This is a genomic window from Pseudomonas sp. ICMP 460 (assembly GCF_002723595.1).
Taxonomy (GTDB): Bacteria; Pseudomonadota; Gammaproteobacteria; order Pseudomonadales; family Pseudomonadaceae; genus Aquipseudomonas; species Aquipseudomonas kitaguniensis.
Window position 1 is genome coordinate 71242 of the sequence record NZ_LKBR01000005.1, and the last position, 17720, is coordinate 88961.

Annotated in this window: 18 protein-coding genes; 11 read left to right on the forward strand and 7 right to left on the reverse strand. The window is 60.1% G+C overall.

The genetic code is table 11. The features are described 5' to 3' along the window. Positions 1-32: 32 nt before the first annotated feature. The 5 genes from AO240_RS05735 to AO240_RS05755 are packed head-to-tail and all read left to right on the forward strand — an operon-like array spanning position 33 to position 4823. Positions 33-299, forward strand: coding sequence for a PepSY domain-containing protein (locus AO240_RS05735; RefSeq protein ID WP_099235507.1), 267 nt, complete (start codon positions 33-35; stop codon positions 297-299). Next, on the forward strand, positions 299-844 hold the full coding sequence (locus AO240_RS05740; protein ID WP_099235508.1) for a cytochrome b/b6 domain-containing protein: 546 nt from the start codon (positions 299-301) through the stop codon (positions 842-844). The genes AO240_RS05735 and AO240_RS05740 overlap by 1 nt, the downstream gene beginning before the upstream one ends. A gap of 22 nt (positions 845-866) precedes the next feature. Next, complete coding sequence (locus tag AO240_RS05745) at positions 867-2135, forward strand: exo-alpha-sialidase (RefSeq protein ID WP_099235509.1); 1269 nt, start codon at positions 867-869, stop codon at positions 2133-2135. Then, positions 2135-2746: a hypothetical protein gene (locus AO240_RS05750; protein ID WP_099235510.1), complete on the forward strand. Its 612-nt coding sequence runs from the start codon at positions 2135-2137 to the stop codon at positions 2744-2746. The genes AO240_RS05745 and AO240_RS05750 overlap by 1 nt, the downstream gene beginning before the upstream one ends. A gap of 55 nt (positions 2747-2801) precedes the next feature. Next, on the forward strand, positions 2802-4823 hold the full coding sequence (locus tag AO240_RS05755; RefSeq protein ID WP_099235511.1) for an LTA synthase family protein: 2022 nt from the start codon (positions 2802-2804) through the stop codon (positions 4821-4823). Here the strand turns inward: AO240_RS05755 and AO240_RS05760 are convergent, their stop codons facing one another. Continuing rightward, positions 4824-5210, reverse strand: a complete 387-nt coding sequence (locus AO240_RS05760) for a cytochrome c family protein (RefSeq protein ID WP_099235512.1) — start codon at positions 5208-5210, stop codon at positions 4824-4826. A 178-nt stretch (positions 5211-5388) separates the two neighbouring features. Between AO240_RS05760 and AO240_RS05765 the strand changes: the two genes are divergently transcribed. The 3 genes from AO240_RS05765 to AO240_RS05775 all read left to right on the forward strand — a co-directional run bounded on the left by AO240_RS05765 (position 5389) and on the right by AO240_RS05775 (position 8819). Continuing rightward, positions 5389-5769 (forward strand): response regulator, encoded by a 381-nt coding sequence (locus AO240_RS05765; RefSeq protein ID WP_099235513.1) that lies wholly within the window; start codon positions 5389-5391, stop codon positions 5767-5769. A 195-nt stretch (positions 5770-5964) separates the two neighbouring features. Beyond that, on the forward strand, positions 5965-6579 hold the full coding sequence (locus tag AO240_RS05770; RefSeq protein WP_099235514.1) for a biliverdin-producing heme oxygenase: 615 nt from the start codon (positions 5965-5967) through the stop codon (positions 6577-6579). Beyond that, on the forward strand, positions 6576-8819 hold the full coding sequence (locus tag AO240_RS05775) for an ATP-binding protein (RefSeq protein ID WP_099235515.1): 2244 nt from the start codon (positions 6576-6578) through the stop codon (positions 8817-8819). The genes AO240_RS05770 and AO240_RS05775 overlap by 4 nt, the downstream gene beginning before the upstream one ends. Before the next feature lie 280 nt (positions 8820-9099). Here AO240_RS05775 and AO240_RS05780 read toward each other — a convergent pair whose 3' ends face one another. The 3 genes from AO240_RS05780 to AO240_RS05790 all read right to left on the reverse strand — a co-directional run bounded on the left by AO240_RS05780 (position 9100) and on the right by AO240_RS05790 (position 11713). Continuing rightward, positions 9100-9558: a transposase gene (locus AO240_RS05780; RefSeq protein ID WP_099235516.1), complete on the reverse strand. Its 459-nt coding sequence runs from the start codon at positions 9556-9558 to the stop codon at positions 9100-9102. Positions 9559-9686: 128 nt separating this feature from the next. Continuing rightward, on the reverse strand, positions 9687-11006 hold the full coding sequence (locus AO240_RS05785; protein WP_099235517.1) for a cell wall metabolism sensor histidine kinase WalK: 1320 nt from the start codon (positions 11004-11006) through the stop codon (positions 9687-9689). Continuing rightward, a complete protein-coding gene (locus tag AO240_RS05790) occupies positions 11003-11713 on the reverse strand; it encodes a response regulator (protein ID WP_099235518.1) in 711 nt (236 codons plus the stop codon). Before AO240_RS05790 ends, AO240_RS05785 begins: the two co-directional genes overlap by 4 nt. A gap of 164 nt (positions 11714-11877) precedes the next feature. On the opposite strand from AO240_RS05790, the gene AO240_RS05795 reads away from it, so the two are divergent. The 3 genes from AO240_RS05795 (at position 11878) to AO240_RS05805 (ending at position 14741) form a co-directional block, all read left to right on the forward strand. Beyond that, positions 11878-12666, forward strand: a complete 789-nt coding sequence (locus tag AO240_RS05795; protein ID WP_099235519.1) for a VacJ family lipoprotein — start codon at positions 11878-11880, stop codon at positions 12664-12666. A 269-nt stretch (positions 12667-12935) separates the two neighbouring features. Beyond that, complete coding sequence (locus tag AO240_RS05800; protein ID WP_256585858.1) at positions 12936-13940, forward strand: sensor domain-containing diguanylate cyclase; 1005 nt, start codon at positions 12936-12938, stop codon at positions 13938-13940. 99 nt (positions 13941-14039) lie between these two features. Beyond that, the gene (locus AO240_RS05805; RefSeq protein ID WP_099235520.1) at positions 14040-14741 is read left to right on the forward strand and encodes a hypothetical protein; all 702 of its coding nucleotides are present in this window, start codon (positions 14040-14042) and stop codon (positions 14739-14741) included. 10 nt (positions 14742-14751) lie between these two features. Here the strand turns inward: AO240_RS05805 and AO240_RS05810 are convergent, their stop codons facing one another. The 3 genes from AO240_RS05810 to AO240_RS05820 form a co-directional block, all read right to left on the reverse strand. Further along, complete coding sequence (locus AO240_RS05810) at positions 14752-15135, reverse strand: hypothetical protein (protein WP_177445782.1); 384 nt, start codon at positions 15133-15135, stop codon at positions 14752-14754. A 123-nt stretch (positions 15136-15258) separates the two neighbouring features. After that, positions 15259-16458, reverse strand: a complete 1200-nt coding sequence (locus tag AO240_RS05815) for an MFS transporter (RefSeq protein WP_177445783.1) — start codon at positions 16456-16458, stop codon at positions 15259-15261. After that, positions 16458-17708 (reverse strand): ATP-grasp domain-containing protein, encoded by a 1251-nt coding sequence (locus AO240_RS05820; RefSeq protein WP_099235522.1) that lies wholly within the window; start codon positions 17706-17708, stop codon positions 16458-16460. Before AO240_RS05820 ends, AO240_RS05815 begins: the two co-directional genes overlap by 1 nt. Between the last annotated feature and the right edge of the window lie 12 nt (positions 17709-17720).

Sequence of the window (17720 nt, forward strand, 5' to 3'; positions counted from 1 at the left end):
TGCAATCTCCCACATCTGCTGAGAGCTTTTCCATGCGCAAAATTCTCTTGTTGTCCCTGATTATCGCCAGCCCCTTGGCCGTCGCCGGCCCGCAGTGCACCACCGCCGAGCGCTCGCAATGGCAAGACCAAAAGGTGTTTCAGGACAAGCTCAAGGCCGAAGGCTATGAGATCAGCAAATTCAAGGTCACCGACGGCAATTGCTATGAGATCTACGGCTTTGACAAGGACAAGCGCAAAGTCGAAATCTACCACGACCCGGTCACCGGCAAAGCCGTGAAGACTGAGATCAAGGGCTGATGCCAGGCGATTCCCTGCGCCTGTGGGACCCTTTGGTGAGGCTGTTTCATGTGTCTATCGCCGGGGTCTTTGTCGCCAATTTCTTCTTTAACGAAGCAGGCGACGACTGGCACGTTTGGCTGGGCTACTACGCCATGGCCTGGCTGCTGGTGCGCAGCGTGTGGGGGTTCGTTGGGCCGCGCAGTGCGCGTTGGTCAGATTTCTGGCCAACGCCTGCACGGCTCGCCGCCCATGCGCGTAGTTTGGTCAACGGGCGACCGCTGCATCGGCTCGGCCATTCGCCGATTGGCGCACTGGTGATGCTGTTGATGTTGCTGGCATTGCTGACCATCGGCACCAGCGGTTTCCTGATGCAGGAAGTCGACGCCTTGTGGGGCGCCGATTGGCCGCTGCAGGTGCACGAGACCGCCGCCAATGTGTTGCTCGGTTTGGTCTGCGTGCATGTACTGGCAGCGGTGTTCGAAAGCGTCCAGGTGCGGGACAACCTGCCGTTATCCATGCTCACCGGTCGCAGGAAGCGCCTGCCGGATGAACGTGCGCAGTAATCCTCTTTCCGACAGGTTCTTTATGCGCTCCGCTTTACTGATCTGCAGCCTGCTGGGCGTATTCATTGCCGCCTGGCTGAGCCATCCGCCCCACGTACTGGCACCCTTTGCCCAGGCGAGCCCGAACACCTCGAAGGTGGCGGCAGCGCCGCAATACACCAGCCGTTTTGTGTCTTCAGAGCTCACCGACTTTGTGCATGCCTCGTCCGTCACCGCGCTGCCCGGCGGCGATTTGATGGCGGTGTGGTTTGCAGGCTCGCGCGAAGGCGCCGCCGATGTGCAGGTGCGCACCGCGCGGTTTGATGCAAGCAGTGCCGAATGGGGCGCCGAACAGGTGCTGGCCACGCGCGAAAGTACCCGCGACGGCACCCAGCGCTACATTCGCAAACTCGGTAACCCGGTGATTGCGCTGGGGCCGGATAAACGCCTGTGGCTGTTTTATGTGTCGGTGTCGGTCGGTGGCTGGGCCACCAGCGCGATCAACGTGATGGTCTCCGAGGACCTCGGCGCGAACTGGACGGCGCCGAGGCAATTGGTGACGTCACCGTTCTTTAATATCAGCACGTTGGTGCGCGCCGCGCCGGTGTTCCATGCTGACGGCTCGATCGGCTTGCCGGTGTACCACGAGTTGATGGGCAAGTTTGCCGAGTACCTGTACTTGAGCCCCGACGGTGCGGTGATCGACAAATTCCGCATCAGCCGCGGTAAAAACTCGCTGCAACCGACCATCGTGCCGCTGGACGGCCAACGCGCGGTGGCGATGTTGCGCTACGCCGGCGAGACCCATCACCGCGTGCTTGCCAGCCGCACCGAAGATGCCGGGCAAACCTGGAGCGAGCCCTACCCGCTGGAACCGGCCAACCCCAACTCATCGCTGGCCGCGGTGGCCACCCAGGATGACGGTTTGCTGGTGGCCCTCAACGACCTGCAAGACGGCCGTTTCAAGCTCAGCCTTTATGGCACCGACGCCCGGTTCAGCCAGTGGCGCACGGTGGTGGAGCTGGACCAATCGCCCGACCCGCTAGGCCAGCCGTTTTCGCCCGAGGCCTACAAGGAAATTATCGGCGAAGGTTTTCGCGCCTCCAGTGGCGCCAAACGCTTGCCGCTGGAGCAGCGTTTTCTGAGCAACCTGGACTACCGCGTATGCAAACCGCGTGGCTGCGATTTCGAGTACGAGTACCCGTACTTCAGCCGCAGCCCGGACGGCATGTATCACTTGGTGTACTCGTGGAATAACACCTTTATCAAACATGTCAGCTTCAACGAAGCCTGGCTGGAGGAGCGCTTGTGATGACGGCCTTCTGGCAAGCCCATTTGAGTTTTGTACTGCTCGGGTTTGTGCTCTTAAGCCTGTTTCGATTTACCGCACCGTGGCGGCCGTGGTTGTTGCCGATGTTGGTGGTGGTGAGTTTTATCCCGGTCAATGAGCTGCCCGTGGCGGCGTTTGTGCGCAGCTTTACCGATGACCTGGCCATCAGCACGTTGGTGTTGCTGGCGTGGGTGACGCTGTGCAGGTTAGGCGTGGTGCAGCCGCTTGGGCGCACACATCAAGTGCAAATGTTGCTGCTGTTTGGCGTGCTAAGCCTTGTGCTGTACCCGGCCACGATGGGGCTGACGTATGTCGACCCTTACCGTTGGGGCTTCAACCCAAGGCCAATGATTGTGCTGGTGGGCGCAGTGGCGTTGCTGATGCTGTGGCTGCGTAACGCGCTGGCGGTGTGGATGTTGGCCATCGGCACATTGGCGTTCGCGCTGCGGCTCAAGGCCTCGGAAAACTACTGGGACTACCTGGTCGATCCGCTGCTAGTGGTTTACTGCGTCATCGCCGGCCTAATGCAATTCAACCTGTGGCAGCGGGCTTGCTCGCGATGGCGGTCTACCCGCAAAAAAATGCACTACTGACCCACCGCAATCACAGGTGTCTCGTGGGATTTATGAAATTGAACAGAGGTTAATAATGGGTGCGTTGCAATCGCGTCGCCTGCGCTACGGCGTCGGGGCCATCGGGCTGGTGTTTGTGTTACTCGCGGCGTTGCGGCTGGTGTTTGTGCTGGCTTTTTCCGGCCTCGACTTAAACACCCCGGCACTCCTGGAAACCGTGGGCATCGGCCTGCGTTTCGACCTGCGACTGGCGGTGTTGATCCTGCTGCCGCTGGCCGTACTCGCGTGGCTGCCGCGCTGGAACCTGACCACCCTGCCCGCGCTGCGTTGGCTGGCACGCGGCTATTTGGTGCTGGCATTGGCCGTGGTCGGCCTGGTGTACATCATCGACTTCGGCCATTACGCCTACCTCGGCGTGCGCCTCAACGCGACGGTGTTGCGCTACCTGCAAGACGCGCAGATTTCTCAACAGATGGTCTGGGAAACCTACCCGGTGCTGTGGATAACCGCCTGTTGGCTGGCGGCGGTGGCGCTGTGGGTGTGGGCGTTGGTGTGCCTGGAGCGCTTGACCCTAGACCGTGAACCCACCGCGAGCAGCAAATGGGCGCTGGCCTCGGTGGCCGTGGTGGGCGTGGTCGCCGTGCTGCTGGCGTTGCTCGGTCGCGTCGCTAACCTGAACCTGGAAAACCCGGTGCCGCTGCGCTGGAGCGATGCGTTCTTTTCCGGCAATAACCAAGTCGCCGCGGTGGGCCTGAACCCGGTGCTGTTTTTGTATGACACGTTCAAGGTCGGCCAATCGCAGTTCGATGAAACCCAGGTGCGCGCACACTACCCGCAAGTGGCGCACTACTTGGGCGTCGACCAGCCCGACCCTCAGCAACTCAACTTTACCCGTGAACAAGGTGTGCAGCCTTATCGTCTGCCGGGTGATCGCCCGCCCAATGTGATCTTCGTGATGCTTGAATCGCTCGGCACCAGCGCCGTCGGCGCCTACGGCAACCCGCTGAACCCTACGCCGAACCTGGACCAACTGGCGACGCAAAGCTGGTTCTTCAAACACTTTTATGTGCCCGTCACCGGCACCGCCAAAACCGTATGGGCCAGCCTAACCGGCGTGCCCGATGTGACGCGTCACGAGACCGCCACGCGCAACCCGCTGATCACGCGGCAACACACGCTGGTGAACGCGTTCGAGGGCTACCAGAAGTTGTACATGATCAACGGCAACGCCGGCTGGGCGAATATCAACGCCTTGATCCGCCAGAGCATCGACGGCGTGCAACTGTTTGAGGAAAGCTACTGGCGCTCGCCGCGGGTCGATGTGTGGGGCATTTCTGACCTGGACCTGTTCAAGGAAGGTGATCAACTGCTGCGCGCCGTGCCCAAAAACCAGCCGTTCTTCGCGTACCTGCAAACCTCCGGCAACCATCGCCCGTTCACTATCCCCAAGCAAAACGATGGTTTTGAGGTGCGCAACGTGACCCTGGAACAAGCGCAGGAAGCTGGCTCGCGCAGCGTCGAGCAATACAACGCGGTGCGCCTGCTGGACTTCAACATCGGCCGTTTAATGGAAATCGCCAAGGCCGGCGGCTATTACGACAACACTATTTTTGTGTTTTTCGGCGACCACAACACGCGCATCAGCCAGATCCCGCACATGCTGCCCGCCTTTGAACAACTGGGCCTGGAAAGCAACAACGTGCCGCTGCTGATCCATGCCCCTGGCCTGCAACCTCGGGTGATTGAAGAAGCCGTGGGCCTGGCGGACTTGCTGCCAACGGTAGCGGGCATGGCCGGCGTGCCGTTTCGCAATGGCGCGATGGGCCGCGACATTCAGCAACCGGCGCCGGAAGGCGAGCGCATGGTGCCGTTGGTGTTGCACGAAGGCACGTTCCCGATAATCGGCGGCGTGACCCAAGACTTTTTGCTGCAGATGCAGCACGACGGCAGTTCGCCGACCCTGCATGACCTGGCCTCGCAAACGCCGCGCGAGGATGTGGCCGAGCAGCATCCACAGGAATTTCAGCGCCTGCAGGGGCTGACGCGCGGGCTGCATGAGAGTGCGCGGTTGATGCTGTTCAAGAATGTGCGCGAATGATTATTTGGGCTGGAAGGTTTCGAGGTACGCCAGGATGTTTTCGATCTTTTCCGGGTCGCTGATGCCCCAGAAGATCATGCGCGTGCCGCTGACCACTTTTTTCGGCGCCTCGATATAGGCGGCGAGCTTGTCGCGCGTCCAGACCACGCCGGAGTTTTTCATCGCGTCGGAGTATTGATAGTCGGGCGCGGTGCCGGCGGGTCGGCCGATAATGCCGTTGAGCTCGGGGCCAAAGCCGCCGCGCGCGCCTTCGCCAACGCTGTGGCAACCGCCGCAGGTCTTGGTAAACAACTTGCCGCCCGCCTCGGCATCGCCTGCCGCGATAGCCGTGGCGCAGTTGAGGCTGATGTTGAAGATGACGGCGAGGCTCAGTAAAGCGTATTTCATGGGGGACTCCACAGCGGGTGTTACTGACGATTATGCCTGTTTGTCAGGGCTGCATGCGCCGTGACGATGCACTAACCAAACCCTCTAAATGACCACCCATCGCCTGGAACACATCCAATCGAACCTAACCCCGCACGCCCCACTCCACCTAACTGAACCCTGATGGTGGAGAAGGATCATGGCTCAGCCATCGATTTTAGTGTTGGAAGACGACGAGATCATTCGCTCGTTAATGGTAAATGTGCTGGAAGAGTTGGGTGCGCAGGTCACGTCTTTTCCCTCGGCGGATGAAGGCATGATCTATCTGGAGCGCGGCGATGACCCGGTTGACCTGATTGTCAGTGATATTCAGATGCCGGGGCTGCTCAACGGCTATGATTTGAGCAGAGTAGTGGCGCATCGCTGGCCATCGATGCCGGTGGTGCTGACCTCGGGCAATGCCAAGCTCGCGGCGCAACTGGGCAGTTCCGTGCGTTTTTTGCCCAAGCCGTGGAGTACCGAACACCTGGTTGAGTGCGTACAAACAGCCCTGACCCAACAGGGCGCGTGGCTGCATTGATGTCGTCGCGACATCACTTAAACCGAACGTGTGGACCTGCTTTGTGGTCATTAAGTACGCCAGGTGCGACTTTTCTGATTCGCAGGTCAGCCTTTTCGCCTAATGCGTACAGTCGGCGGCAATCAGTTGTGTAGAATCGGCGCCTGTTTACTCGCGTCATTCATGGCCGAAAGGCCCACAGTTCGAGCTTATTGAATGCATCCACAGGCCCTTGAGGTTGCTGCGCCGTCATTGCTGGAAGCGTTGCGCTCAGGCACGGGCCTGCTGCATGTCGCGCTGGAAAAACGCCTGCCGTTTTTTTCCGAGCAATTGGATGCCGATTGGTACCAGCGCCTGCTCCAGGCGTATTACGGTTTTTATCGGCCGATGGAAGCGGCGCTGTTTGACGGTGGCTTGATCCCGGATGGATTTGACAGCGCTTTACGTGTGAAAACCCCCACATTGGTCAACGACCTGCACGCCCTTGGCCTGAGTGACATGGCTGTCGGCGCCCTGCCGCGTTGCTGCGAACTGCCGACCCTGGCCACTCCCGCCGCCTGCCTTGGCGCCCTGTATGTGCTGGAAGGCGCGACATTGGGTGGCCAGGTGCTGCGCCGCGAAATGGCCCGACGCCTGGACCTCGACGCGAACAACGGCGGCGCATTTCTCAACGTGTACGGCGCCGAGACCGGTCGACGCTGGAAAGACTTTCTCGATTACCTGGGCCGCCAGCCACTGAGCACGGCCGCCAAGCAGCACGCGGTGATGGCGGCGTGTGCAACGTTTAGTTGCTTTGAGCAATGGCTCGCCAGCCAGGAGGTACTGCTATGAAACCCGACGATTTTGAACAACTGCTTGCCAACTGTGCCGACGAACCCATTCGCTTCCCGGGGGCGATTCAGCCTCACGGTGTGTTGCTGACGTTGTCGGAGCCCGACCTGAACATCATCCAGGTCAGTGCCAATGTGGGCAGCTTGTTCAACCACGCGCCAGAGGCGCTGTTGGGCCAGCCGCTGCACACGTTGATTGGCGCAGAACAGGCCGAGGCCGTGCGCGCCATGGCTGAAGACAACACGTTTTCCGACGCGCCGCCGCTGTATGTCACGCTCAACGGTGCGCCATTCGAAGGCCTGCTGCATCGCCATCAACACGTGCTGGTGCTGGAGTTCGAACCCAGGCTCGAAAATTTCAAGCCGCGCGCGCTGAATGGCCGTATCAGTGACTTGGGCAAAATGCTGCAACGTTTGCAGTCGGCGAAAACCCTGCAAGCACTCTACGAAATCAGCGTGAATGAAATTCAGGCCATCACCGGTTACGACCGCGTGCTGATCTATCGCTTTGAAGATGAAGGCCATGGCCAGGTAATTGCCGAAGCCTCGGCGCCGTCGATGGAGCTGTTCAACGGGCTGTTTTTTCCCGCGTCCGACATCCCCGAGCAGGCCCGCGAGCTGTATCGCACCAACTGGCTGCGCATTATCCCGAATGCCGCTTACGAGCCGGTGCCGCTGTTGCCCACGTTGCGCCCGGACACCGGCCAGCCGCTGGATCTAAGCTTCGCGACGCTGCGCAGTGTGTCGCCGATTCACTGCCAGTACATGCAGAACATGGGCGTGCTGTCGTCCATGAGCATCTCGTTGATGAAGGGCGACAAACTCTGGGGCTTGATCAGTTGCGGCAACCGCGAGCCGTTGCTGGTGCCCAATGACCTGCGCACCGTGTGCCAAACCATCGGCCAGGTGCTGTCGTTGCAGATCAGCGCCATGGAGGCACTGGACATCAGCCGTCAGCGCGAAGAAAAAGTCGAGGCGCTGGCGCTGCTTGACCAGGCGATGAAAGCCTCTGAGCAAGGCGTGTTCGAGAGCCTGGCCCAGCAGCCGCAAAGGTTGATGGAGCTGACCCATTCGAGCGGCGTGGCGATCATCGAAGACAAGCAACTGCACGTTTACGGCGATTGCCCACCGCCGGCGCAGATTCGCGCGCTGCACACGTGGCTGCAAGCGCGCGGCACACCAGTGTTTGCAAGCCACAACCTGGTCTCGGTGTACCCGCCCGCGCTCGACTATCAGCAGGTGGCCAGTGGCGTATTGGCGATGAGTTTGCCCAAGCCGGTGGACAACGGCGTGCTGTGGTTTCGCCCGGAAGTGAAAGAGAACATCAACTGGAGCGGTAACCCGGACAAACCGCTGGACCTGGACAATTCCGACGCCGGTATGCGCCTGCGCCCACGGACCTCGTTTGAAATCTGGAAAGTGGAAATGGCCGGCATCTCCACCCGGTGGAGCCATGGCGACCTGTTTGCCGCCAACGACCTGCGCCGCTCGGCGCTCGAAAACGACTTGGCGCGCCAGGTACTGCGCGAGCAGCAAGCGGTGCGTGCGCGTGATGAGCTGGTGGCGGTGGTGTCCCACGACCTGCGTAACCCGATGACGGTTATTTCGATGCTCTGCGGCATGATGCAAAAGACCTTCAGCTCTGAAGGCCCGCACACTTCGCGGCGTATTTCGTCGGCCATCGACACCATGCAACAGGCTGCCGGGCGCATGAATGTGCTGCTGGAAGACTTGCTCGACACCTCAAAAATCGAGGCCGGGCGTTATGTGGTCAAGCCGGTGGCACTCGACGTCAGCCATATGTTTGAAGAGGCCTATTCGTTGCTCGCGCCGCTGGCGATGGAGAAAGGCATCGAACTGTCGTTCAACACAGCACCCGGCCTGCACATCAATGCCGACCCGGAGCGTTTGTTCCAGGTGCTGTCGAACCTGGTCGGCAATGCAATCAAATTTACCCCGCGCCTGGGCAGCATCGACATCAACGCCGTAAGCGACGGCGACGATGTGTTGTTTTCGGTGCGCGACTCCGGCGAAGGCATCGCGCCTGAGCAATTGCCGCATGTGTTTGAACGCTACTGGACACAGACCGAAAACAACCCCAACGGCAGCGGCTTGGGGCTCTACATCACCCAAGGCATCATCCAGGCGCACGGCGGCATGATCGTTGCTGAAAGTGAGCTGGGCAAAGGCAGTGAATTCCGCTTTACCGTGCCCAAGGCGGTTGACGGGTTGTTTACCTGATAGATGCTGGGCGCCTATGGCGAGCGGGCTCCTGTGACAAGCGGGCTGTTGTGGCGAGCGGGCTTGCTCGCGTTGGGCTGCGTAGCGGCCCCAAAACCAAACAACTCGGTTTATCCGGGAGACCGCGGTGGATTTATGGGGCCGCTGCGCAGCCCAACGCGAGCAAGCCCGCTCGCCACAACAGCCCGCTCGCCACACAAGCCCGCTTGCCACAGAGGCCGCTCGCCACAGGGCCCGCTTGCCACAGAAGCCCGGTTGCCACGGGAGTGTTGCGCAGCTTTTAGAGCCAGGCTGCATCCCACAGTGGGTAGTCCCCGATGTGCTCAACTAATCCGGCACGAAGCGGGTTGGCAATCACATAACGTGCGATTTTTCTAAGGTCGTCTTCTGCGCGTACTGCGCGGTCGTGGTAACCACGTTGCCAGAATGGCCCCGTGCTGCCGCGCGCACGGTTTATGCACAGCGTACTGCGTGATTTGATACGGCACATAACGTCGGCTAAATCCGTCTCTTGCAACTCCAGCAACCAGTGAAAATGATCCGGCATGATCACCCATGCAAGCGAGTTGACCCGCCCTGATTCATCAGCCTGCTTAAGCTCTTCGACCAATAACCGGCCCAGGTAAAAATCGCTGAATAACGGCCTTCGCTCATGCACTACGGCGGTGATCAGGTAAGCGCGGCCGGGCTCGGAATAACGGCCGCGGCGCAGTAGATGAGAGTTTGGTTGAAGATGCATTCCTTTGCCCTGTCGAAAAATAAACACTTGCACAGGCTAGCAACGGATATCAGCAGCCGACGGCTGGATAGGCGAGCGGATGTGTGTTTGTGGCGAGCGGGCTTGCCACAGGGCCCGCTTGCCACAGGTTAGACCGGCAACACGACTACCGCCGTCAGGCCGCCGCCTTGGCGATCTGCCAGGGTCAGCGTGCCGCCGTGCTCCAGCACAATCGCGCGGGCGGTAGACAGGCCAAGCCCTACGCCGCCGGTGCTTTTGTTGCGTGAGCCTTCCAGACGATAGAACGGCATGAATACCTGTTCTCGATGCTCGGCAGGAATGCCAGGCCCGCGGTCCAGCACGTGTATCACTACCTCGCCGGGTCGCTGCAGCAGTTCTATTTCCGGCGTCCGGCCGTAGTGGACGGCGTTGTCCACCAAGTTGGTCATTACGCGTTTAAGGCCCAGGGGCCGACCGAAATACACCAGCCGGGGGGGCCCGCGAAAGCTGATGTCGATGGCCTGGTCGCGGTAGTCGTCGATCAGGGTTTGCAGCAGTTCGGCCAAATCCAGCTGGGTGGCTTGCTCCAGGCGCGCGTCGTCGCGGAAGAATGCCAAGGCGGTGTTGATCATCGCCTGCATTTCATCCACGTCGCGAAACAGTTTCTGTTGCTGGTCGACGTCTTCGATGAATTCGCCGCGTAAACGCAGGCGCGTGAGGGGCGCGCGCAGGTCGTGGGAAATGGCTGCGAGCATTTGCGTGCGGTCCTGGATGAAGTGCTGTAGCTGAGCCTGCATGCTGTTGAAAGCGAGGATAGCCTGGCGAATTTCGTGAGGGCCGACCGGCTCGATCGGCGGCGCGCGAAAGTCGGCGCCGAAGCGCCGTGCGCCCTGAGTGAAGTGCTGCAGCGGTCGCGCCAAGTGTCGCGTGGCCACCAGCGTCACCAAGGCGGTCGAGATCAATACCAGCAACACCACGATGACGCTGCGTTGGCCGTCCGTCAGGCCCCACGTACGCGCCGTTGCGCTGAACATCAGCCAGGAATGGTCGAGCAGTTGCACCAACAGCACGTAGTGGCCCTCGTCGCCCGGCCAATCCGACGGTTCATAGGCTTCCATCAGTCGGGGCGGCCCCAGGAGCAGTTGCTTGAAGGTCTCGTCGCCTGAATGGAAACCCGGGTCTCGCAACGCGGGCAGATTAAAGCCCTCGCGCGCGGTGGCCCACGCCACGCTGAACTGTGCATCGCCAACCGCCTGCGCGAGATGCGGTCGCTGTGCCGGCGCGGACGCTTCGACCACCCGCACGACCACCGCGATTTTTTCCAGCAGCCCGGTTTCAGTCAACGGTGGCCGCGCCCAAACGCCGGCCAATTGCACAAACACTGCGTTGAACGCGAGTGCGGTGAACATCGCAATCAGAATGGTCAGCGCGATCCAGCGAGCTACCGTGTCGCCGGGCAGGCGCCTCATGAACGTGTCACGCTGGCGGTGAATTGGTAGCCGCCGTTACGCACCGTGCGAATCATTGCCGGGCGCTTGGTATCAAACTCCAGCTTGCGCCGCAGGCGGCTCACCTGCACATCGATGCTGCGGTCGAACGCGTCGTGGCTGTGGCCGCGCGCCAGGTTCAGCAATTGTTCGCGGGTCAGCACGCGTTGCGGGTGCTCGGTAAACACCAACAGCAAATCAAACTCACCGGAGGACAGCGGGATCATCACTTCGTCGGGCGAGCGTAATTCACGCCGCGTGAGGTCCAGTTGCCAGCCGGCAAATCGAATCAACGGGCGGGATGCCTCACCCATCGGTGGCCGACTTTCACCCGCCCGGCGCAACACGGCACGCACGCGGGCCAGCAATTCGCGGGCATCGAAAGGTTTGCTCAGGTAATCGTCGGCGCCCATTTCCAGGCCCACCACGCGGTCACTCAGTTCGCCCATGGCCGTCAGCATGATGACGGGTGTGGCGTGCTGCTGGCGCAAGCGCTGGCACAACAGCAAGCCGTTGTCCCCGGGCAACATCAGGTCGAGGATTATCAAGTCGGCCGGCTGGCGCTCAATGGCCGCCCACAGCTCAACGCCACTGGCCGCAGTCTCGACCGCATAGCCGTGTTGCAGGAAAAATTTCTTCAGCAGTGCGAGGACTTCGAGGTCATCGTCCACGATTAAAAGGTTGCTCACCGGCGGGCATCACTTGGCTGGGTCGAGGTGCCATCTAAAACCATTCGACGCGGCCCGTCATATATTTCAACCGTGCAACAAAGCGTCAACCGCGCAATAAACCAGACATCTTTGCGCAAGGCATGGCTGCCAGTATCGGCCTCCCTTTTGCGGAGACTGTGCCCATGCGTTCGTTGACGTACCCCCAACATCTGACTCGCCAGGCAGTGCTGCTGTTGAGTGTTGCTTACCTGACGGGCTGTGCAACCCCGGCCGATGTGGCGCCCACCACGCGCTGCGCGCCAGTGACCGGCCCTGTGTATGACCCGGCGGAGCCGGTCAACCGTGGAGTTTTCGCGTTTAACCAAGCGGTAGATAACTACGCCTTGGCGCCCGTGGCGCGTGGTTACCGCCAACTGCCGGACTTTTTCCAGCAGGGTGTGCATAACTTTTCGAGTAACTTCAGCGAGCCGAAGGTGTTTATCAATGATGTGCTGCAAGGTAACGCTCGCCGCTCGGTCAATACCCTCGGGCGGTTTGCAGTGAATACCACGGTGGGCGTGCTGGGGTTGATTGATGTTTCCGACCGCCTTGGCATCCCGCGCCACAGCGCCGACTTCGGCCAAACGTTCGGCGTATGGGGCATGGGCAACGGCCCAATCGTCGAGTTGCCGCTGCTGGGCACCGGCAACAGCCGCGATGCCGCCGGCAAGGTCTTGAGCTTCCTGGTGGCCCCACTGGGCGACAGCGACGCCGTGCAAACCCTAGGCACCGTCAGCCTGGTGGGCGGCACGCTGGACACGCGAGCATCACTGTTGCCACTGACCGACAGCCTGCAGAAGCTGCCGGATTATTACAGCGCATTGCGTAATGTGGTGGCAGAAAATCGGGCAGCCTTTGTTGAACAGGGCAAGGAAGGCGCAACCACACCACGGGAGAACACCTGCGGGGCGGGCGCGGGGGATGATTTTTGAACCGCGGTTGTTTTTGACACCATGCGTGGCAGTCAAAAAGTGCCAGGCATGGTGTCTACACAGATTAAATTGGAATTAACCCGGTTTTTTTATCGCCAAACAAATGAAGACGTAGCGCCCCCGCTTTCGATTCAGGCAATAGCGCATAGCCATTCGACTAAAGCATCCCCCTCAATCTATCCAATCCGATGTACAGTAAAGTTAGCCCCGGAGTCTCGGCGTCAATAATGACTGGCCTGCGCGCCAGCCAACGCAGGAAACCGTGCAAAATGGACGATGCTCCGGGCAACAGGAATGATTTTTCCGAACTGAACGCCGACATGTTGCATGCCGTCATGGAACTGGTCAGCGATGGCATATGGGACTGGAACGCCAACAGCGGTTTCGTTTATCGCAACCCCGGCTGGTACGACATGCTTGGCTACGCCCGTCATTCCCTGGAGAACAGCGTGTTCACCTGGGAAAGCGTGATCCACCCCGATGACTATCTTCAGGTCATGGCGGAGTTTGATGAATACATCCATCGTCGCGCCACGCATTACCAAGTCGAATACCGTTGCCTCAAGGAAGACGGCACGTATATGTGGGTGGAGGACCATGGCTACGTGATTTCGCGTAACGCCGACGGTTCAGTCGCGCGCATGGTCGGCGCACAACGCGATATTCAGGCGCGTAAACACTCCTTCGACATGCTGCAAAAGCGTAATCACTCCCTGGAGACGCTGGTGTCTGAACGCACCCGTGAATTGTCGCGGGTCAACCAGCAGTTGCAACTGCAAGTGGACGAAAACCGCTCGCTGGCCGAGCGCGATACCCTGACGCGCATCGCCAACCGTTATCGCCTGGAAAATGTGCTGTTGGAAGAGTGCGAGCGTGCCGAGCGCTTCCGCTTGCCGCTCGCGCTGGTGGCCATGGACATTGATGACTTCAAGCCGATCAACGACCAGCATGGTCACGGCGTCGGCGACCAAACCCTGGTGCACGTGGTGGAAGCGCTGGAAGCCTGTGTGCGCCCAGGTGACTTGCTGGCTCGCTGGGGCGGGGATGAATTTGTGGTGGTCATGCCCAAAAGTACCTTGGGCAGTGCCAGGCAACTGGCGCAAAGGATTCGTCGCAAAATCATCGAAGTTCCCGCCGTGGGCAACCACACATTAACCCTGAGCCAGGGTGTCGTAGAGCGGCTTTCGGGAGAGTCACCCGCGGCCCTGCTGGAGCGCGCCGATCAAGCGCTGTATCGGTCCAAGGCGGCGGGCAAGGACAGCGTGTCGGAGTAACGCCGCGACAGGGGCAGTGTGCCGCCTTGACCTGATCCCCCTCCCCGCTGAAAATGCGCGACGCTTTTTTGTCCCGTTTACTGAAGTAGTGAAATTTCAATGTCCGAATCCGCAGAAGCATCCGTGATCGCCTTGCAATCCAAAGCTGAATACGAAAACGCCATCAATCTTTCACAGCATGTGCCGGCCGCCAAGATCATCAGCGAGATGGTCCTGGACGCATTTCACACCTCGAAAGAAAGCGACCAGATCCGCGAGCTGCGCGTGGCTATCCGCCAGGCACAGGACGCCTTCGACGACGACAAGGCCTATGACCTGATGGGCCAGCTCAAGCAACTGAAGGACGCCGAGGCCGCCGACAACATTGCGCTGGAAGACCTCAGCAGCAAATTCTCGATCAGCCGCATCCTGTCGAGCTTCAAGGACGACCCACAGTTTCAGGAGTTGGTCTACGGCCTGGCCCTCAAGGTGCTGAACCAGTCTCACCAGGCCATCAGCAACCCAAGTACCGGCAAGAGCAAAGCTGCACGGCCGAAGAAAGACGCTGAAGTGTTTGTGATCAGCAAAGATGACGTCAGCGTCACCCTGGCGCTGCGCACCCCGCGCACCAAGCTTAATGTTGACCGTGAAGCGCTGGAGTTCCTGGGCTTCACATTTGTGGGTGAAGGCAGTGAGGCGGAGCTGGAAAACGCAACCTTCGTCGACAACAGTGGCGTGGAGCAGCCGGTCACGCGCAAAAGCATCGTGACCGCACTGCAACAGCAAAGCGCGTTTGACGGTTACAGCATCGCCGCACAGTAAGTGCCAGGCGCTACACGCTGCGCAGGGTCAACAGCGCCTGTTCGACTTGCGCGAGGGTGATATGCCGGCCCACCGAGGCGCGCACAAAATGGCTCGCGCCGAGGTCCTTCAACAGCAACGGCGTATGGGCGGCAGTGCCCGCCCACAGGTTGAGCCCCAACTCGCGGGCTTGGCCGACAAATGCCTTGGCCGGCAGGTTGTGCGGCACGAACGAGACAATCCCGGTTTGCTCAAACTGCTCACACAGCAGGGTTAACTGCGGCAGGCGTCGTAATTCTTGCACGAGCAACGCGTAGGGCTCCGTGCTCACTTTCGCGCCTGCCTGCGCGTACTCTTGCAACGCTGTGTGCAAGCCGACCAGGGCCGAAAAGCTCTTCTCAGCGATCTCCAGCACCCGCGCACCGGCCACGTATAGCTGCCCATTTGAGCCTCTATGGCCGTAAAGCGCCGGATCGCATTCAGGGTGCCCGCCGACATCAAGCCCGCACCGGCGGTGTTCAAATGCACGATATTCATTTCACGCTTCCTTGTTCCACAAAAGAGTCGAGCTTTTCATCACGCCCACTGCCACCGCGAACAACAGCAACACGCTCCCGGCCAACAGCCACGGCGAAGGCAGTGATGGCTGGGACACCAACATGAACGCCAGCGACGGCGTGATCATGACCCCAATGTTCACGCCCGCCGAGTAGTAGCCAAGGTTGCGGTCGACGGTATGCCGGCTGGAAATACTGCTGACATAGTGGGTGATGCCGGGGAACACGATCATCTCGCCCAGGCTCCAAAGCACCGTGGCCACGAGTAACAGCGCGCCGATGTGGCTGAACCCCATGAGGAAGAAACCCACACCCGCCAGCAGGAAACCGGCCACCAGCGAGCGGCTGCTCGACAGGTGCGACATGCGTTGGTTGATCGGCACTTCGAACAGAATCACCAACAGTGCATTGATGAAGAAAATGATGCCGACGTAATAGGCTGGCAACTCGGTGTAATTGATGATGTAGGCCGAAAGAAACGTCGGCGGCAGCGCGTAGGCGATGTGCACCGGCAACGCTGCCAGCAAAATCACCCACAACCGCGAACGCTCGTGCGGTGCGCTTTCCGGCAAACCGTTGCCTTTGCCCACCACGGCCGCTTGCGGCGTAACCGGCACCGCGCGCCCAAACCGCAGGCAAGCGCCGAACGCAACCAACGACAACGCCGCGTTGAGATAAAACACCGCGTCGGCGTTGCTCAAGAAAATCAGGCTGCCCAGCAACGGCCCAATCGCCATGCCGATGTTGATGGCCAGGCGGTTACAGGAGAACGCCACTTTGCGCGTCTCATTGCTGCTGTGGGTGACGGTTTCGGAGAACGTCGCGGGCGTGAAGGCCTCGTAACAAGCGCCCCAGACAAACGACAACACAAACAGCGCCGCCGTGTTATCCACCGAAGGGATGACCATCAGCAGCAACGCGTTGAGCAGCAACGACCCGAGGATGACCCGGTTGGCGGTAAAGCGCTTGATCACCGCGCCGATGATCAAATCCACAAACAAAGCACCCGCGCCGTACACGCCCACCAGCAAACCGGCGGTGCCCGCTGATACGGCGTGCTGATGAATCAGGTACGCCGCATAAAAAGGGAACGCCATGGTGCCCATGCGAAACACCAGGGTAATCAGGAACAGTGCCTGCAAGCGTGCATTGAGCCCGCGTAACGCGCGATAGGTGCCCATCAGCGGATCACATACACGTTATCTTTGTTCTGACGAATCTGTTCGTAATCCTGGTCAATAGCGCGCTGGTTTTCCGCTACCAGGAACACCCGCAGCGGGCTGCTGAGCAGGTCCACGGTTTTTTTCATCGACTTGCCGGCCTTGTATTTGAAGCTCAGCTTATGCACCGAGGGCAACGCCTCGATCAGGTGAATGGCCGCTTCGTTGAAGCCCGTCACCTCGCCTTGCAACGTGGTGTCGGTGTTGATCACGCAGGCTTCCTTGAGCTTGTGGTAGCGCTTGCCGGCATAGCCCGCCTTGAACGCCTCGCCGTCGCAATACGCCAGGTAAGTCAGTTGCGCCTGGTTGCCGCCCAGGCTGATGTCATGGAAGGCAGGTTCCATGTTGCCGTTCAAGCGTGCGCCGACTTCCACCAGCGCCGGGCCGGCTTCGGTGAGGATCACTTCCGAATGGGCCGGGCCGTTATTGATGCCCAGCGCCTTGAGCACCTTGACGATGTAACCCACTAAAACGTTGGCCTCTGCGCTGTCAGGCGCAATCAGCACGTCGCGGTCGTAGATGTTTTTGCCACCGCTGATTTCACGTTTCACATAACGCCAGATACCGCAGACGTAGGTTTGCCCGTCACGGCTGACGGTATCGACGATGTACTCCGGGCCTTTAAGGTAGGACTGGCAGAGAATTTCGGTATTGGCCAGGCCGAAAATATCGAGGTTGGACACCACTTCTTCGCAGGCACGCTTAACGTCGTCGACGTTGTGGCAGATCGACACGCCGTCGGTCGAGGCTGAGCTGAGCGGCTTGATCACGCAGGGAAACACCTGGCCGTCCTGCACCCAGGCCAACAACTCGGCAGGCTCGGCGGACTTGATCTGCCGCGCGGTCAACAGGCCGGCGGCGGCGACTTTGCCGATCATCTCGAACTTGTCGCGGCGTGCCCGCGAACCGGCACTGCCGTTCGACGATGGCAATTGCAATTGCTCGCCCAAATAGTCGGCGAACGGCACGCCAGGTTCCTGGCCGGCGACCACTGCGATCACGTTGAACTCGCGCAGGCCGCGCACCACGTCTTCGGGGTTGCCGTCGAATATCAGGTTGTGTTCAAACTTTGAGAGGTTCGGCCCAAGCATGCTCGGCATCAGTTGCGGCGTGCTCTGCACGTGGATCAGGCCGATGCCCGCTTCATGGAAGAACTGCGGCAGAAAGTTACCGCTTGAGTAGACATCAACCAACGCGACGTACTGTTTCATGAGGATGTCCTT

What these genes read in the sequence shown, in the direction of transcription:
- AO240_RS05760 (WP_099235512.1), bottom strand. Translation starts at nt 5,210, where the DNA reads ATGAAATACGCTTTACTGAGCCTCGCCGTCATCTTCAACATCAGCCTC.
- AO240_RS05740 (WP_099235508.1), top strand. Translation starts at nt 299, where the DNA reads ATGCCAGGCGATTCCCTGCGCCTGTGGGACCCTTTGGTGAGGCTGTTT.
- AO240_RS05785 (WP_099235517.1), bottom strand. Translation starts at nt 11,006, where the DNA reads ATGAGGCGCCTGCCCGGCGACACGGTAGCTCGCTGGATCGCGCTGACC.
- AO240_RS05805 (WP_099235520.1), top strand. Translation starts at nt 14,040, where the DNA reads ATGTCCGAATCCGCAGAAGCATCCGTGATCGCCTTGCAATCCAAAGCT.
- AO240_RS05780 (WP_099235516.1), bottom strand. Translation starts at nt 9,558, where the DNA reads ATGCATCTTCAACCAAACTCTCATCTACTGCGCCGCGGCCGTTATTCC.
- AO240_RS05815 (WP_177445783.1), bottom strand. Translation starts at nt 16,458, where the DNA reads ATGGGCACCTATCGCGCGTTACGCGGGCTCAATGCACGCTTGCAGGCA.
- AO240_RS05800 (WP_256585858.1), top strand. Translation starts at nt 12,936, where the DNA reads ATGGACGATGCTCCGGGCAACAGGAATGATTTTTCCGAACTGAACGCC.
- AO240_RS05755 (WP_099235511.1), top strand. Translation starts at nt 2,802, where the DNA reads ATGGGTGCGTTGCAATCGCGTCGCCTGCGCTACGGCGTCGGGGCCATC.
- AO240_RS05750 (WP_099235510.1), top strand. Translation starts at nt 2,135, where the DNA reads ATGACGGCCTTCTGGCAAGCCCATTTGAGTTTTGTACTGCTCGGGTTT.
- AO240_RS05795 (WP_099235519.1), top strand. Translation starts at nt 11,878, where the DNA reads ATGCGTTCGTTGACGTACCCCCAACATCTGACTCGCCAGGCAGTGCTG.
- AO240_RS05765 (WP_099235513.1), top strand. Translation starts at nt 5,389, where the DNA reads ATGGCTCAGCCATCGATTTTAGTGTTGGAAGACGACGAGATCATTCGC.
- AO240_RS05745 (WP_099235509.1), top strand. Translation starts at nt 867, where the DNA reads ATGCGCTCCGCTTTACTGATCTGCAGCCTGCTGGGCGTATTCATTGCC.
- AO240_RS05775 (WP_099235515.1), top strand. Translation starts at nt 6,576, where the DNA reads ATGAAACCCGACGATTTTGAACAACTGCTTGCCAACTGTGCCGACGAA.
- AO240_RS05770 (WP_099235514.1), top strand. Translation starts at nt 5,965, where the DNA reads ATGCATCCACAGGCCCTTGAGGTTGCTGCGCCGTCATTGCTGGAAGCG.
- AO240_RS05820 (WP_099235522.1), bottom strand. Translation starts at nt 17,708, where the DNA reads ATGAAACAGTACGTCGCGTTGGTTGATGTCTACTCAAGCGGTAACTTT.
- AO240_RS05735 (WP_099235507.1), top strand. Translation starts at nt 33, where the DNA reads ATGCGCAAAATTCTCTTGTTGTCCCTGATTATCGCCAGCCCCTTGGCC.